The following is a 13,342-nucleotide window of genomic DNA, read 5'->3' as shown; positions in this document are numbered from 1 at the left end:
ACAGGCCCAGGACCCAGGCCCGCACGCGATCCGAACGCAGGGGGTGGGTGGTGGTGCGAGGCGTGGTGCGGCGTGTTGGCATGGTGGCTCCTGGTGTGCGGGCTTTGCGGGGGGGCGGCGCGTGACGTTGACTGTACATACGGGACAATCCTTGGCCATCAGGGACAACCTTAGAGGACAACGGCCATGACCGTGCACACCATTCTCAAAATGGGCGACCCGCGCTTGCTGCGCGTGGCCCAGCCCGTCACCGCATTCAACACGCCCGAACTGCACCGTCTGGTGATGGACTTGGTGGACACCATGGCCGCCGTGAACGGTGCCGGTCTTGCTGCGCCGCAGATCGGCGTGGACCTGCAGGTGGTGGTGTTTGGCACCGGCGCCCCGAACCCGCGCTACCCCGACGCACCGCCCGTGCCGCGCACGGTGCTGATCAACCCGGTGATCACGCCGCTGGACGCCGAGCAGGCCGACGACTGGGAGGGTTGCCTGTCGGTGCCAGGGCTGCGCGGCGTGGTGCCGCGCTGGCAGCACGTCCGCTACCAGGGCTTCGATCTGACGGGCCAGCCGATCGACCGCGAAGCGCAGGGCTTCCACGCCCGGGTGGTGCAGCACGAATGCGACCACCTGCAGGGCGTGCTCTACCCCATGCGGGTGCGCGATTTCACCCGGTTCGGCTTCACCGAGGTGCTGTTTCCCGGGCTGGACGCGACGAACGACGACTGACGCCGGTGCAGCGCAGGCCGCCTGAAACAAATCGACATGTTCGATGCGGCAAATGCACTGGGGCCTGTTCACACTGCTTTTCCAAGATGCGTTGCGGATCAAAAAAGCCATGCGCAAGGCGCGAAACGCGGCCGGGGTATGCCCCCGGCAAGGCTTCGCAACGCCGCGCATGGCCATTTTGGCCGCAACCCGAAGGGAATGGTTTGAAAATAGTGCCACTCGTCGTTGCACGCCTAGGCCAGACGCCCGGTCTGGCCGTCGTCGCGCGCCTTGATTGGCGCTGTTTTCAACCCATTCGCACTTGGAAAAGCAGTGTGAACAGGCCCTACATTCGCAGCCACACAACGGATCGCCCTGGCGGGTGATGGACCCGACATGAAGCTTTTGATCGCCGCGCTCGTTGGCACGGCCCTGCTGACGGGCTGTGCTGCCACACAGCCGCCCCTGGCACCGGCCCCCGACGTGCCCGCACAGTGGTACGCGCCACCGCTGGCCCACCAGGGCAGCACCACCGACCTGACCCAGTGGTGGGGCCGCCTGGGAGACCCGGTGCTCACCGACTGGATCACCCGGGCGCAGACCCACAGCCCCAGCGTGGCGGCCGCCCGCGCGCAGGTGACCGCCGCGCGCGCCGCGGTGGCCGCCAGCGAAACCCAGGCCGGCCCGCAGGTGGCGGCGGTGGCCAGTGCGTCGCGTGGTCGGCCCGATGCCGCCACGCCGCTGGGCACCGCGATGGGCGTTGGTCTGCAGGCTTCGTGGGTGATCGACCTCTGGGGCGGTGCCGCCGCCGAAACGGCCAGCGCCCGCGCGCAGCAGGACGCCGCCGGTGCCGGCTGGCACGAGGCCCGCGTGGTGGTGGCCGCCGAGGTGGCCCAGCTGTACGTGGCACAGCGCCTGTGCCGGGCCCAGCTGGCCGTGGCCAGCAGCGACCGAGATTCGCGCGGGGCCACCGCCCGCAGCAGCGCGGTGACCGAACGGGTCGGCCTCACCGCGCCGGCGGTGCTGGCCCTGGCCCAGGCCAGCCACGCCGAGGCGCAGGCCCGCACCCAGGCACAGGCCGAACAGTGCGAGCGCCAGATCAAGGCCCTGGTGGCGCTGACCGCGTTGCCCGAACCCGCGCTGCGCGAGCAGCTGGCCGGCACGCCCGGCCCGCGGCTGGCGGCCATGCCGGCGCTGGCCGTGCAGGCGGTGCCGGCCGAGGCGATCCGCCAGCGGCCCGACGTGTACCGTGCCCAGCGCGAGCTGGTGGCCGCAGGCGAAGCAGCCGGTGCGGCCCGCGCCTTGCTGTTGCCCAACCTCAGCCTCTCGGGCAGCGTGCTGCGCAACCGCTACAGCACCGCCTCGGGCAGCTCGAATGTCACCACCTGGTCGGTCGGGCCTTTGTCGCTGAACCTGCCGCTGATCGGCCGCAGCGCGCTGACCGCCAACGCCGACGCCGCCCAAGCCCGCTACGAGGCCGCGGCCGTGGCCTACGCCGCCACGCTGCGCCAGGCCGTGGCCGAGGTGGAGCAGGCGCTGGTGACGCTGGACGGGCTGGCGCTGCGCCTGACCGCGACCGAAGCCGCCCAGGCCGGGTATGTGAAGTCGTTTGCGGCCACCGAGGTCCGGCACCGAGTGGGCCTGGCCAACCTGAACGAACTGGAAGACGCGCGCCGCCTGCGCCTGAACGCCGAGAGCAGCACCATCGCGCTGCAGCAGGAGCGCTTCAACGCCTGGGTGGCCCTGTACCTGGCCCTGGGCGGTGGCTTCGACCCGGCCCAACCCCAACCGACACCGTGAGAGCCGAGATGAACATGCCCGCCCGTTTCCCCATCCCACGCGCGGCCCGGCCGCTGGCCGCCGCGCTGCTGACGGTGGGCCTGAGCGCCTGCCAGCCCGCGGCCGAGACCCCGCCGGCCGGTGAGGGCGCGAAGGCCGCGTCTGCGGCGGCGACCGCCAAACCCGCCATGACGGTGACCGTGACCCGCCCGAGCAGCGAAACCTGGTCCGTCGGCCTGCAGGCCAACGGCAACGTCAGCGCCTGGCAGGAAGCCAGCGTCGGTGCCGAGCTCAACGGCCTGCGGCTGGCCGCGGTCAATGTGAACGTGGGCGACGTGGTGCGCAAGGGCCAGGTGCTGGCCACGCTGGCCGGTGAAACCACCCAGGCCGAAAGCCTGCAGGCCAAAGCCGCGCTGATGCAGGCCGAGGCCAGCTTTGAGAACGCCAAGGCCGACGCCGACCGGGCGCGCGCCATCCAGGACACGGGGGCGCTGTCCAAGTCGCAGATCGCCCAGTACCTCACGGCCGAAAAGGTGGCCAAGGCCCAGTGGGAAGCCGCCAAGGCCGCCTACGGCGCCACCCAGGTGCGGCTGGCCAACACGCGTGTGCTGGCACCGGACGACGGCGTCATCTCGGCCCGAGCCGCCAGCGTGGGCGCGGTGGTGGGCGCGGGGCAGGAGCTGTTTCGCCTGGTGCGTGGCAGCCGCATGGAATGGCGTGCCGAGGTGACACCCACCGAGGTGGGCCGCATCCGCGTCGGCCAGAAGGTGCGCGTGACCGCGGCCACCGGCACCGAGCTGGCGGGCCAGGTGCGCGCCATCGCCCCCGGGGCCGACCCGCAGACCCGCAACGTGCTGGTGTTCGTAGACCTGCCGCGCCACCCCGATCTGAAAGCCGGCACCTTTGCCAAGGGCCAGTTCCAGCTGGGTCAAAGCACCGCGCTCACCGTGCCGGCCCCGTCGGTGGTGGTGCGGGACGGGCACAGCTATGTGTTCGTGATCGGCGCCAACAACAAAGCCCTGCAGCGCAAGGTGGAAACCGGTCGCCGTGTGGCCGAGCGCGTGGAGGTGCTGGAGGGTCTGAAGCCCGACGAGGCGGTGGCGGTGCAGGGCGCCGGGTTCCTGAACGAAGGCGACCTGGTGAAGGTGATCCAATGAACGTCTCCGCGTGGTCGATCAAGAACCCGATCCCGGCGGCGATGCTGTTCGTCATGCTCACGCTCGCCGGGCTGTTCTCGTTCCAGTCGATGAAGGTGCAGAACTTCCCCGACCTGGACGTGCCCAACATCACCATCGTCGCCAGCCTGCCGGGCGCCGCGCCCAACCAGCTGGAAAACGACGTCGCCCGCAAGATCGAGAACAGCCTGGCCTCGCTGCAGGGCCTCAAGCACATCTACACCAAGGTGCAGGACGGCGTGGTCTCCATCACGGCCGAATTCCGCATCGAAAAGAGCACGCAGGAAGCGCTGGACGACGTGCGATCGGCCGTGGCCAAGGTGCGCGGCGACCTGCCCACCGACCTGCGCGAGCCCATCATCAACAAGCTGGAGCTGGCCGGTGGCGCCGTGCTGGCCTACACCGTGCGGTCCGACCGCATGGACGACGAGGCGATTTCCTGGTTCGTGGACAACGACGTGGCCAAGCTGCTGCTGTCGGTGCGCGGTGTGGGGGCGGTCAACCGCGTGGGTGGCGTCAACCGCGAGGTGCAGGTGCAGCTGGACCCGCTCAAGCTGCAGGCCCTGGGCACCACCGCGGCCGACGTGTCGCGCCAGCTGGCGCGGGTGCAGATCGAAAGCGCCGGTGGCCGGGCCGACATCGGCGGCAGCCAGCAGCCGCTGCGCACGCTCTCGGCGATGAAGTCGGCCGACGAACTGGCGGCGCTGGAGCTGTCGCTGTCCGACGGGCGCCGTGTGCGGCTGGACCAGATCGCCACCGTGAAGGACACCGTGGCCGAGCCGACCGCCGCGGCTTTCCTCGACGGCCAGCCGGTGGTGGGCTTTGAAGTGGCCCGCAGCCGCGGCGCCAGCGAGGTGGAGGTGGGGCGGGGCGTGCGCGAGAAGCTCAAGGCGCTGCAGGCCGCCCGCCCGGACCTGCAGATCACCGAGTCGTTCGACTTCGTGACCCCGGTGGAAGACGAATACAACGCGTCCATGACGCTGCTGTACGAGGGCGCCATCCTGGCCGTGCTGGTGGTCTGGCTGTTCCTGCGCGACTTCCGCGCGACGGTGGTGTCGGCGGTGGCGCTGCCGCTGTCGGCCATCCCGGCCTTCATCGGCATGCATTACATGGGCTTCACCATCAACGTGGTGACCTTGCTGGCCATGTCGCTGGTGGTGGGCATCCTGGTGGACGACGCCATCGTCGAGGTCGAAAACATCGTGCGCCACATGCGCATGGGCAAGTCGCCCTACCAGGCCGCCATGGAAGCGGCGGACGAGATCGGCATGGCCGTGATCGCCACCACCTTCACCCTGATCGCGGTGTTCCTGCCCACAGCGTTCATGGCCGGCATCCCGGGCAAGTTCTTCAAGCAGTTCGGCTGGACCGCTGCGCTGGCGGTGTTCGCCTCGCTGGTGGTGGCGCGGGCGCTCACGCCCATGATGGCGGCCTACCTGATGAAGCCGGTGGTGCTGGCCCAGGACCGGCCGCAGTGGGCGCGCCGCAACGCCTTCTTCGGCCGCGTCTGGGCCTGGATGACCAACCAGAACGAGCCGCGCTGGCTCGACACCTACCAGGGCTGGGCGGCGTGGTGCATCCGCCACCGCTGGGTGACCATGGTCGGCGCCGCGGCGTTCTTTGTCGGCTCGATCATGCTGATCCCGCTGCTGCCGCAGGGCTTCATCCCGCCCGACGACAACTCGCAGACGCAGGTGTACCTGGAACTGCCCCCCGGCAGCACCCTCAAGCAGACCGTAGCCACCGCCGAGCAAGCGCGGCTGCTGGTCAAGGGTGTCCAACACGTCCAGTCGGTCTACACCACCATCGGCTCCGGCTCCGCCGGCACCGACCCGTTCGCCCCGCAGGGCGCGCAGGAATCGCGCAAGGCGGCGCTGACCATCCAGCTCGACCCGCGCGGCGAGCGCCCGCGCAAGCAGGTGATCGAAAACCAGATCCGCGACGTGATGTCCAACCTGCCGGGCGTGCGCAGCAAGGTGGGCCTGGGCGGTTCGGGCGAGAAATACATCCTCACCCTGACCGGTAACGACCCCAACGCCATGGCCAGCGCGGCGCGCGAGATCGAACGCGACCTGCGCACCATCGCCGGCGTGGGCAGCATCCAGTCCAGCGCGGCGCTGGTGCGCACCGAAATCACCGTCACGCCCGACCTGCAACGCGCCGCCGACCTGGGCGTGACGAGCAGCGCCATCGCCGAAACCTTGCGCATCGCCACCGTGGGCGACTACGACAGCGCCCTGCCCAAGCTCAACCTGCCGCAGCGGCAGGTGCCCATCGTCGTGAAGCTCGACGCTGCCGCGCGCGAAGACCTGGACGTGCTCTCGCGCCTGGCCGTGCCCGGCGCCAAAGGCCCGGTCATGCTCGGCCAGGTGGCCACGCTCAGTTTTGGCGGCGGCCCGGCCGTCATCGACCGTTACGACCGCTCGCGCAACATCAACTTCGAGGTCGAACTCGCCGGCATCGCGCTGGGCGACATGAAGACCGCGGTGGAGAAGCTGCCCAGCATCCGCAACCTGCCGCCGGGTGTGCAGGTGATCGAGATCGGCGACGCGGAAGTACAGGGCGAACTGTTTGCCAGTTTCGGCCTGGCCATGCTGACCGGCGTGCTGTGCATCTACATCGTGCTGGTGCTGCTGTTCAAGGCGTTCTTGCACCCCTTCACCATCCTGGCGGCGCTGCCGCTGTCGCTGGGCGGGGCCTTCGTGGCGCTGCTGCTGACCAACAAGAGCTTCTCCATGCCCTCGCTGATCGGCCTGATCATGCTCATGGGCGTGGCCACAAAAAATTCCATCCTGCTGGTGGAATACGCCATCGAGGCGCGGCGCGAGCACGGGCTGGACCGGCTGCACGCCATCCTGGACGCCTGCCACAAGCGCGCTCGCCCGATCGTCATGACCACCATCGCCATGGGCGCCGGCATGCTGCCCATCGCCGTGGGCTGGGGCGCGGCCGACAGCAGCTTCCGCTCGCCCATGGCCGTGGCCGTCATCGGCGGCCTCATCACCTCCACCTTCCTGAGCCTGCTGGTCATCCCTGCGGTGTTCACCATCGTGGACGACGTGGCACTGTGGTTCGGGCGGCGGTTCCGCCGGCCCGCCGCTGCGGTGGAGCCGCTACCGGCGGCCGCTCCCTGAGGCTCAGACCACCGTGGGTGTCGAGGCGCCGTCGACCGAGATGTTGGCGCCGGTGAGGTAGGTGCCGTGGGCCGAGGCGGCGAACACGGCGATGCGGGCGATCTCGTCGGCTTCGGCCAGCCGCCCCATGGCCAGGCGGCCCACGGCCTGTTGCAGCGCCTGTTGCTCGGTGATGCCGGCGCGCTGGGCTTCGACCCGCAGGCCCTCGGACACGCGTTCGGTCTGGGTCAGCCCCGGGTTCAGGCCGACCACCCGCACGCCGCGTGAGGCGTAGGTATGGGCCAGGCCGGCGGTGGCCAGCATCAGGGCCGCGTTGGCCGCGCCGCCGGCCAGGTGCACGGGCGTGGCCACTTTGCCGCCCTGGCCGATGATGTTGACGATGACGCCCGATCCGCGCGCGGCCATGCGTTTGACCATGGGGTCGATGACGTGGATGTAGCTGAAGAACTTGGCGTCCATGGCCGCGTGCCAGCCGGCGGGGGTCAGGTCTTCGGCGGCGGTGCGCAGGGCGGCACCAGCGCTGTTGACCAGGATGTCGATGGGACCGAACTGCGTTTCGACCTCGTGCACCATCTGGCCCGCGGCGTCCGGATCCCTGAGGTCAGCGGCCCAGGTGAAGGCCTCACCCAGCGCCGCACGGGCCGTGTCGAGGTGGTCTTGAGAGCGTGAGACCAGCGCCACGCGCGCACCTTCGGCCATGAACGCCCGGGCGCAGGCCAGGCCCAGGCCTTTGCTGCCACCGGTGATGAGCACCCGCTTGCCTTGCAGTCCGAGGTCCATGGCGTATTTCCCGTGACGGTTGGGTGATGGCGGGCCTCAGCCCTCCAGCGTTTCCAGCAGCTCGGTCTCGATCTGGATCTGCCGCTGGTTGACCTGTAGTTCCGGGCCGCTGATGAGGAAGGTGTCTTCCACCCGCTCGCCCAGGGTGCTGACCTTGGCCAGCTGCACGCTGATCTGGTGCTGGGCCAGCACGCGCGAGATGCAGTACAGCAGGCCGGCACGGTCGCTGGCCGAGACGGACAGCAGCCAGCGCTGGGCTTTTTCGTCGGGCCGCAGGTCCACCCGCGGCGTGATGGGGAAGCTCTTGACCCGGCGCGAGAGCCTGCCCTTGCTGGGCGTGGGCAGCGGGCCGCGTTCGTCGATGGTGCGGGCCAGGTCGTTTTCGACCATGGCGATCAGCTCGCGGTAGTGCTCGGACAGCGTGGGCGTGACGACCTGGAAGGTGTCCAGCGCCCAGCCGCTGCGGGTGGTGTGCACGCGCGCGTCCAGGATGCTGAAACCCGCGTTGTCGAAATAGCCGCAGATGCGGGCGAACAGGTCGCTCTGGTCGGGCGCGTACACCAGCACCTGCAGGCCTTCGCCTTCGGTGGACAGGCGGGCCCGCACGATGCTGGCCGGCGGCGTTGCGTCGTCAGCGCTGTTGTGCTCGGCGTCCGGCGCTTCGGGTTGGCCGGCGGCGGCCCGGGCGTTCAGGGCCAGTTGGCGCGTGAGCACGCGGGTGTGCCAGGCGATCTCGTCGGCCTGGTGGCGCATGAAGTAGCTCACGTCCAGCGTGTCCCACAAGGCCTTGTGCGCCATGTGGGGCAGGGCGTGCAGGGCCAGCATGGACAGGGCTTCGCGTTTGCGGGCCTCGATCTCGGCCCCCGGGTCGGGCGCGCGGCCACCCAGGGTGCGCAGCGTGTAGCGGTACAGGTCTTCCAGCAGCTTGCCCTTCCAGGCGTTCCAGACCTTGGGGCTGGTGCCGCGGATGTCGGCCACCGTCAGCAGGTAGAGCGCCGTGAGGTAGCGCTCGTTGCCCACGCGCTGGGCAAAGGCGTGGATCACGTCCGGGTCGCTCAGATCTTCTTTCTGCGCAATCCGGCTCATGGTCAGGTGTTCGGACACCAGGAACTCGATGAGCCTGGCGTCTTCGCGGGCAATGCCGTGCTGGCGGCAGAAGCTGCGCACGTCCTTGGCACCCAGGTCGGAATGGTCGCCACCGCGGCCCTTGGCGATGTCGTGGAACAGCGCCGCGATGTAGAAGATCCAGGGCTTGTCCCAGCCGGCGGCCAGCTGCGAGCAGAACGGGTATTCGTGCGAGTGGTCGGCGATGAAGAAGCGCCGCACGTTGCGCAGCACCATCAGGATGTGCTGGTCCACCGTGTAGACGTGGAACAGGTCGTGCTGCATCTGGCCCACGATGTGGCGGAACACCCAGAGGTAGCGGCCCAGCACCGAGGTCTGGTTCATCAGCCGCATGGCGTGGGTGATGCCTTCGGGCTGCTGCAGGATCTGCAGGAAGGTGGCGCGGTTGACCGGGTCGTTACGGAACTTCGCGTTCATCACCGGCCGGGCGTTGTAGAGCGCGCGCAGCGTGCGGGCCGACAGGCCCTTGATGCCCACCGTCGTCTGGTACAGCAGAAAGGTTTCGAGGATGGCGTGCGGCTGCTGGATGTAAAGGTGGTCGCTCGCCACCTCCAGCATGTTGGCCTTGTCGAAGAAGCGTTCGTTGATGGGCCGGAGTTGCTGCGGGCCCTGTTCGTCGCTGTTCAGGCGCTCTTCGATGTTGAGCAGCAGGATCTGGTTGAGCTGGGTCACCGCCTTGGCGGCCCAGTAATAGCGCTTCATCAGCTGTTCGCTGGCGCGGCGCGCGGTGCGGGCCGTGGGCGGGTGGTGCGGGTCTGCGCCACCGGGGGTGATGACGGCGGGCACCTGGGCCTTGAAGCCGAAGGACTCGGCCACCGCGTTCTGCAGGTCGAACACCAGGCGGTCTTCGCGCCGGTGGGCCAGCAGGTGCAGGCGCGCACGGATCAGCGTCAGCAGCGCCTCGTTGGCCTTGATCTGGCGCGCCTCCAGCGGCGTGGCCAGGCCTTTGCGGGCCAGTTCGTCCCAGCTGCGGCCCAGGCCGGCGGCCTTGGCCACCCACAGGATGATCTGCAGATCGCGCAGCCCGCCGGGCGATTCCTTGCAGTTGGGTTCGAGCGAGTAGGGCGTGTTCTCGAACTTGGTGTGGCGCTGTCGCATTTCCAGCGTCTTGGCCACAAAGAAGGCCTTGGGGTCCATGGCCTCGGCCAGGCGCTGCACCAGCAGGTTGAACTGCGCCTTGGCGCCGGTGATGAGCCGGCATTCCAGCAGCGAGGTCTGGACCGTCACGTCCTTGGACGCTTCTTCCACACACTCGCCGATGCTGCGCACGCTGGAGCCGATCTCCAGCCCCAGGTCCCAGCAGGCGCCGATGAAACCTTCCAGCCGCTCCTTGAGCGCCGCATCTGTTTCAGGCGAAGCGCCGTCGGGCAGCAGCACCAGCACGTCCACATCGGAACTGGGGAACAGCTCACCACGACCGTAGCCACCCACGGCCAGCAGCGCAAAGCCAGGGCCGAATCCACTGTGTTCCCACAGAGCGCGCAGGGTCTGGTCGGTCAGGCGCGAGAGTTTCTGCAGCGCGCTGCGCACGCCGCGGGTGGACGAGCCCTGAACGCCCAGATCGGCGAGCAGGGCGGCCTTGTCGCTGCGGTAACGCAGCCTCAGTTCATTGAGATCGCCCATGGCGGCTGATGACAGCGAGGAAGAGGGGGCCAGGGGCTCACGCGGCCGGCGCGGCGGCGACGGTCACGAAGTCCGGCACCGGCGGGCTGCCGGCCGAGAGGGTCAGCACCTCGTAGCCGGTGGGCGTGACCAGCACCGTGTGTTCCCACTGGGCCGAGAGCGAGCGGTCGCGCGTCACGATGGTCCAGCCGTCGCCCATCTCCTTGATGTCGCGCTTGCCGGCGTTGATCATGGGTTCGATGGTGAAGGTCATGCCGGGCTTGAGCTCTTCCATGGTGCCGGGGCGGCCGTAGTGCAGCACCTGCGGGTCTTCATGGAAGCGCTGGCCGATGCCGTGGCCGCAGAACTCGCGCACCACGGTGTAACCCTTGCCTTCGGCGTAGGTCTGGATGGCGTGACCAATGTCGCCCAGGCGGGCACCCGGCTTGACCAGCACGATGCCCTTCCACATGGCTTCGAAGGTCACCTGGCACAGGCGACGGGCCTGCACGCTGGCGGCGGCTTCTCCACCGATGAGGAACATGCGGCTGTTGTCGCCGTACCAGCCGTCCTGGGTGATCACGGTGACGTCCACGTTGAGGATGTCGCCCTTCTTGAGCGGCTTCTCGTTGGGGATGCCGTGGCAGACCACGTGGTTGATGGACGTGCACAGGTGGCCAGGGTAGGGCGGGTAGCCGGGCGGCTGGTAGCCCACCGTGGCCGAGCGCGTGCCTTGCTGCTGCATGTACTCGGCCGAGAGGCGGTCGATTTCCAGCGTGGTCACGCCCGGCTGGATGAACGGGGTCAGGTAGTCCAGCACTTCGGAGGCCAGGCGGCAGGCCTCGCGCATGCCCGCAATGCCGGCTTCGTCTTTGATGGTGATGCTCATGGAGCCGGATTATCCCATCGCCCCCCGCACACAGCGCCGCGGCGGGCCATGCCGGCACAGACGCCGCGGGTAAAATTCCGGGTTTCCCCCATCCCTCCGGGCCGTCCAGCGCCCCGCAGCCTCAACCCGTCCCAAGGCCACCCACCGTGACCCTGCACCTGCGCTTTTTTGATGGCGGCAACGCCGTCAGCGACTTCAAAGTCCAGCAACTCCTGCCCCGCCTGCAAGCGGTGTCCGACAAGATCACCGGCCTGAGCGCCCGCTTCGTGCACCTGGCCTCGTTCGACGCCGCGCCCGATGCCGCCACGGTGGAGCGCCTGGGCCAGCTGATGACCTACGGCGAGCCGGCGACCGAGGCCTTCGTGGCCGCTGAAAAAGCCGGCGCACCCGCGCTGTACGTACTGCCCCGCCTGGGCACCGTCTCGCCCTGGGCCTCCAAGGCCACCGACATCGCGCACAACTGCGGCCTGACGTTGCACCGGGTCGAGCGCCTGGTCGAGTTCCGCATCGGCCTCAAAAGCGGCCTGCTGGGCAAGGCCAGCCTGAGCGAAGACCAGTTGCGCGCCGTGGCCGACCTGCTGCACGACCGCATGACCGAGGCCGTGACCACCGAGCGCGGCCAGGCCGAAGCCTTGTTCACCGAACTGCACCCGGCGACCATGGAGCACGTGGATGTGCTGAGCGGTGGCCCTGAAATGGGCAGGAAAGCGCTGGAAAAAGCCAACACCGACTGGGGCCTGGCCCTGGCCGATGACGAGATCGACTACCTGGTCAACGCCTTCAACGGCCTGAAGCGCAACCCGACCGACGTCGAGCTGATGATGTTCGCGCAGGCCAACAGCGAACACTGCCGCCACAAGATCTTCAACGCGCAGTTCACCATCGACGGCGTGGCGCAGGACAAGAGCCTGTTCGGCATGATCCGCCACACGCACCAGACGAGTCCGCAGCACACCATCGTGGCGTACTCGGACAACGCGTCCATCATGAAAGGCCACCAGCTGGAGCGCTTCGTCGCCCGCGCCGATGTGAACGCATCGCCCGCGTACCAGGCCGAAGCCGCGACCCACCACATCCTGATGAAGGTGGAAACCCACAACCACCCGACCGCGATTTCCCCGTTCCCCGGCGCCTCCACCGGCGCGGGCGGCGAGATCCGCGACGAGGGCGCGACCGGCCGCGGCTCCAAGCCCAAGGCCGGCCTGACCGGCTTCACCGTCTCCAAACTCTGGGGTGGCCTCTCCGACCAGCCGGGCGGCAAGCCCGAGCACATCGCCAGCCCCCTGCAGATCATGACCGAAGGCCCGCTGGGCGGGGCGGCGTTCAACAACGAGTTCGGCCGTCCGAACCTGCTGGGTTACTTCCGCGAGTACGAGCAGGACGTGGGCGGCGTGACCCGCGGTTACCACAAGCCCATCATGATTGCGGGCGGCCTGGGCCAGATCGACGCGACGCAGACGAAAAAGATCGACTTCCCGGCCGGCACGCTGCTGATCCAGCTCGGTGGCCCGGGCATGAAGATCGGCATGGGCGGCGGCGCCGCCAGCTCCATGGCCACCGGCACCAACGCCGCTTCGCTGGACTTTGACAGCGTGCAGCGCGGCAACCCGGAAATCGAGCGCCGCGCGCAGGAAGTCATCAACCACTGCTGGGCGCAGGGCGAAAAGAACCCCGTGCTGTTCATCCACGACGTGGGCGCGGGCGGCCTGTCCAACGCCTTCCCCGAGCTGGTGAACGACGCCGGTCGTGGTGCGCGTTTCGACCTGCGCGCTGTGCCGCTGGAAGAGAGCGGCCTCGCGCCCAAGGAAATCTGGTGCAACGAGAGCCAGGAGCGTTATGTGCTGGCCATCGCGCCCGAGTCTCTGGAGCAGTTCAAGGCTTTCTGCGAGCGCGAGCGTTGCCCGTTCTCGGTCGTCGGCGTGGCCACCGAAGAGCGTCACCTGTCGCTGGTGGATGAGGGCGACGTGCGCCGAGCCGGGCCGCCCCAAGCAAGCACAGCCCCCTCGGGGGGCAGCGAACCATACGAAGTGGGGAGCGTGGGGGCTCCGATTCGCCCGGTCGACATGCCGATGGACGTGCTGCTGGGCAAGCCGCCCAAGATGCACCGCGACGTGAAGACCGTGCAACGCACATTCCAGCCGATGGACCTGACC

The 13,342-nt window shown here is 68.9% G+C and carries 8 protein-coding genes; 5 read left to right on the top strand and 3 right to left on the bottom strand.

Annotation, left to right across the window (positions count from 1 at the left end; genetic code table 11):
• Nucleotides 1–186 precede the first annotated feature (186 nt).
• The 4 genes from def (at nucleotide 187) to ACR2JA_RS07950 (ending at nucleotide 6,793) form a co-directional block, all read left to right on the top strand.
• Nucleotides 187–726 (top strand): peptide deformylase, encoded by a 540-nt coding sequence (gene def / locus ACR2JA_RS07965; protein ID WP_434008561.1) that lies wholly within the window; start codon nucleotides 187–189, stop codon nucleotides 724–726.
• Between the two features lie 375 nt (nucleotides 727–1,101).
• Complete coding sequence (locus tag ACR2JA_RS07960; protein WP_434008560.1) at nucleotides 1,102–2,505, top strand: efflux transporter outer membrane subunit; 1,404 nt, start codon at nucleotides 1,102–1,104, stop codon at nucleotides 2,503–2,505.
• A gap of 8 nt (nucleotides 2,506–2,513) precedes the next feature.
• Entirely contained in the window at nucleotides 2,514–3,641 is a 1,128-nt protein-coding gene (locus tag ACR2JA_RS07955; protein ID WP_434008559.1) for an efflux RND transporter periplasmic adaptor subunit, read from the top strand.
• Nucleotides 3,638–6,793 (top strand): efflux RND transporter permease subunit, encoded by a 3,156-nt coding sequence (locus ACR2JA_RS07950; protein WP_434008558.1) that lies wholly within the window; start codon nucleotides 3,638–3,640, stop codon nucleotides 6,791–6,793. The genes ACR2JA_RS07955 and ACR2JA_RS07950 overlap by 4 nt, the downstream gene beginning before the upstream one ends.
• Before the next feature lie 3 nt (nucleotides 6,794–6,796).
• Here ACR2JA_RS07950 and ACR2JA_RS07945 read toward each other — a convergent pair whose 3' ends face one another.
• From ACR2JA_RS07945 to map, 3 genes are read right to left on the bottom strand one after another with little or no spacing between them, the layout of a single operon-like run.
• The gene (locus tag ACR2JA_RS07945) at nucleotides 6,797–7,573 is read right to left on the bottom strand and encodes an SDR family NAD(P)-dependent oxidoreductase (RefSeq protein WP_434008557.1); all 777 of its coding nucleotides are present in this window, start codon (nucleotides 7,571–7,573) and stop codon (nucleotides 6,797–6,799) included.
• A 36-nt stretch (nucleotides 7,574–7,609) separates the two neighbouring features.
• A complete protein-coding gene (locus tag ACR2JA_RS07940; RefSeq protein WP_434008556.1) occupies nucleotides 7,610–10,321 on the bottom strand; it encodes a [protein-PII] uridylyltransferase in 2,712 nt (903 codons plus the stop codon).
• A gap of 37 nt (nucleotides 10,322–10,358) precedes the next feature.
• The gene (gene map, locus ACR2JA_RS07935; protein WP_434008555.1) at nucleotides 10,359–11,189 is read right to left on the bottom strand and encodes a type I methionyl aminopeptidase; all 831 of its coding nucleotides are present in this window, start codon (nucleotides 11,187–11,189) and stop codon (nucleotides 10,359–10,361) included.
• Between the two features lie 146 nt (nucleotides 11,190–11,335).
• Between map and purL the strand changes: the two genes are divergently transcribed.
• Nucleotides 11,336–13,342, top strand: a 2,007-nt coding sequence (gene purL, locus ACR2JA_RS07930) for a phosphoribosylformylglycinamidine synthase (protein ID WP_434008554.1), incomplete at its 3' end; no start/stop codon positions are given.

It is taken from the genome of Hydrogenophaga sp. (assembly GCF_051007235.1).
Classification (GTDB): Bacteria; Pseudomonadota; Gammaproteobacteria; order Burkholderiales; family Burkholderiaceae_C; genus Hydrogenophaga.
Note: the sequence above shows the minus strand (reverse complement) of the source record. Positions and strands in the feature narration are given on the sequence as shown.

Coding starts and splice junctions, on each gene's coding strand:
- ACR2JA_RS07945 (WP_434008557.1), bottom strand. CDS start 7,573: ATGGACCTCGGACTGCAAGGCAAGCGGGTGCTCATCACCGGTGGCAGC.
- def (WP_434008561.1), top strand. CDS start 187: ATGACCGTGCACACCATTCTCAAAATGGGCGACCCGCGCTTGCTGCGC.
- ACR2JA_RS07950 (WP_434008558.1), top strand. CDS start 3,638: ATGAACGTCTCCGCGTGGTCGATCAAGAACCCGATCCCGGCGGCGATG.
- ACR2JA_RS07960 (WP_434008560.1), top strand. CDS start 1,102: ATGAAGCTTTTGATCGCCGCGCTCGTTGGCACGGCCCTGCTGACGGGC.
- map (WP_434008555.1), bottom strand. CDS start 11,189: ATGAGCATCACCATCAAAGACGAAGCCGGCATTGCGGGCATGCGCGAG.
- ACR2JA_RS07955 (WP_434008559.1), top strand. CDS start 2,514: ATGAACATGCCCGCCCGTTTCCCCATCCCACGCGCGGCCCGGCCGCTG.
- ACR2JA_RS07940 (WP_434008556.1), bottom strand. CDS start 10,321: ATGGGCGATCTCAATGAACTGAGGCTGCGTTACCGCAGCGACAAGGCC.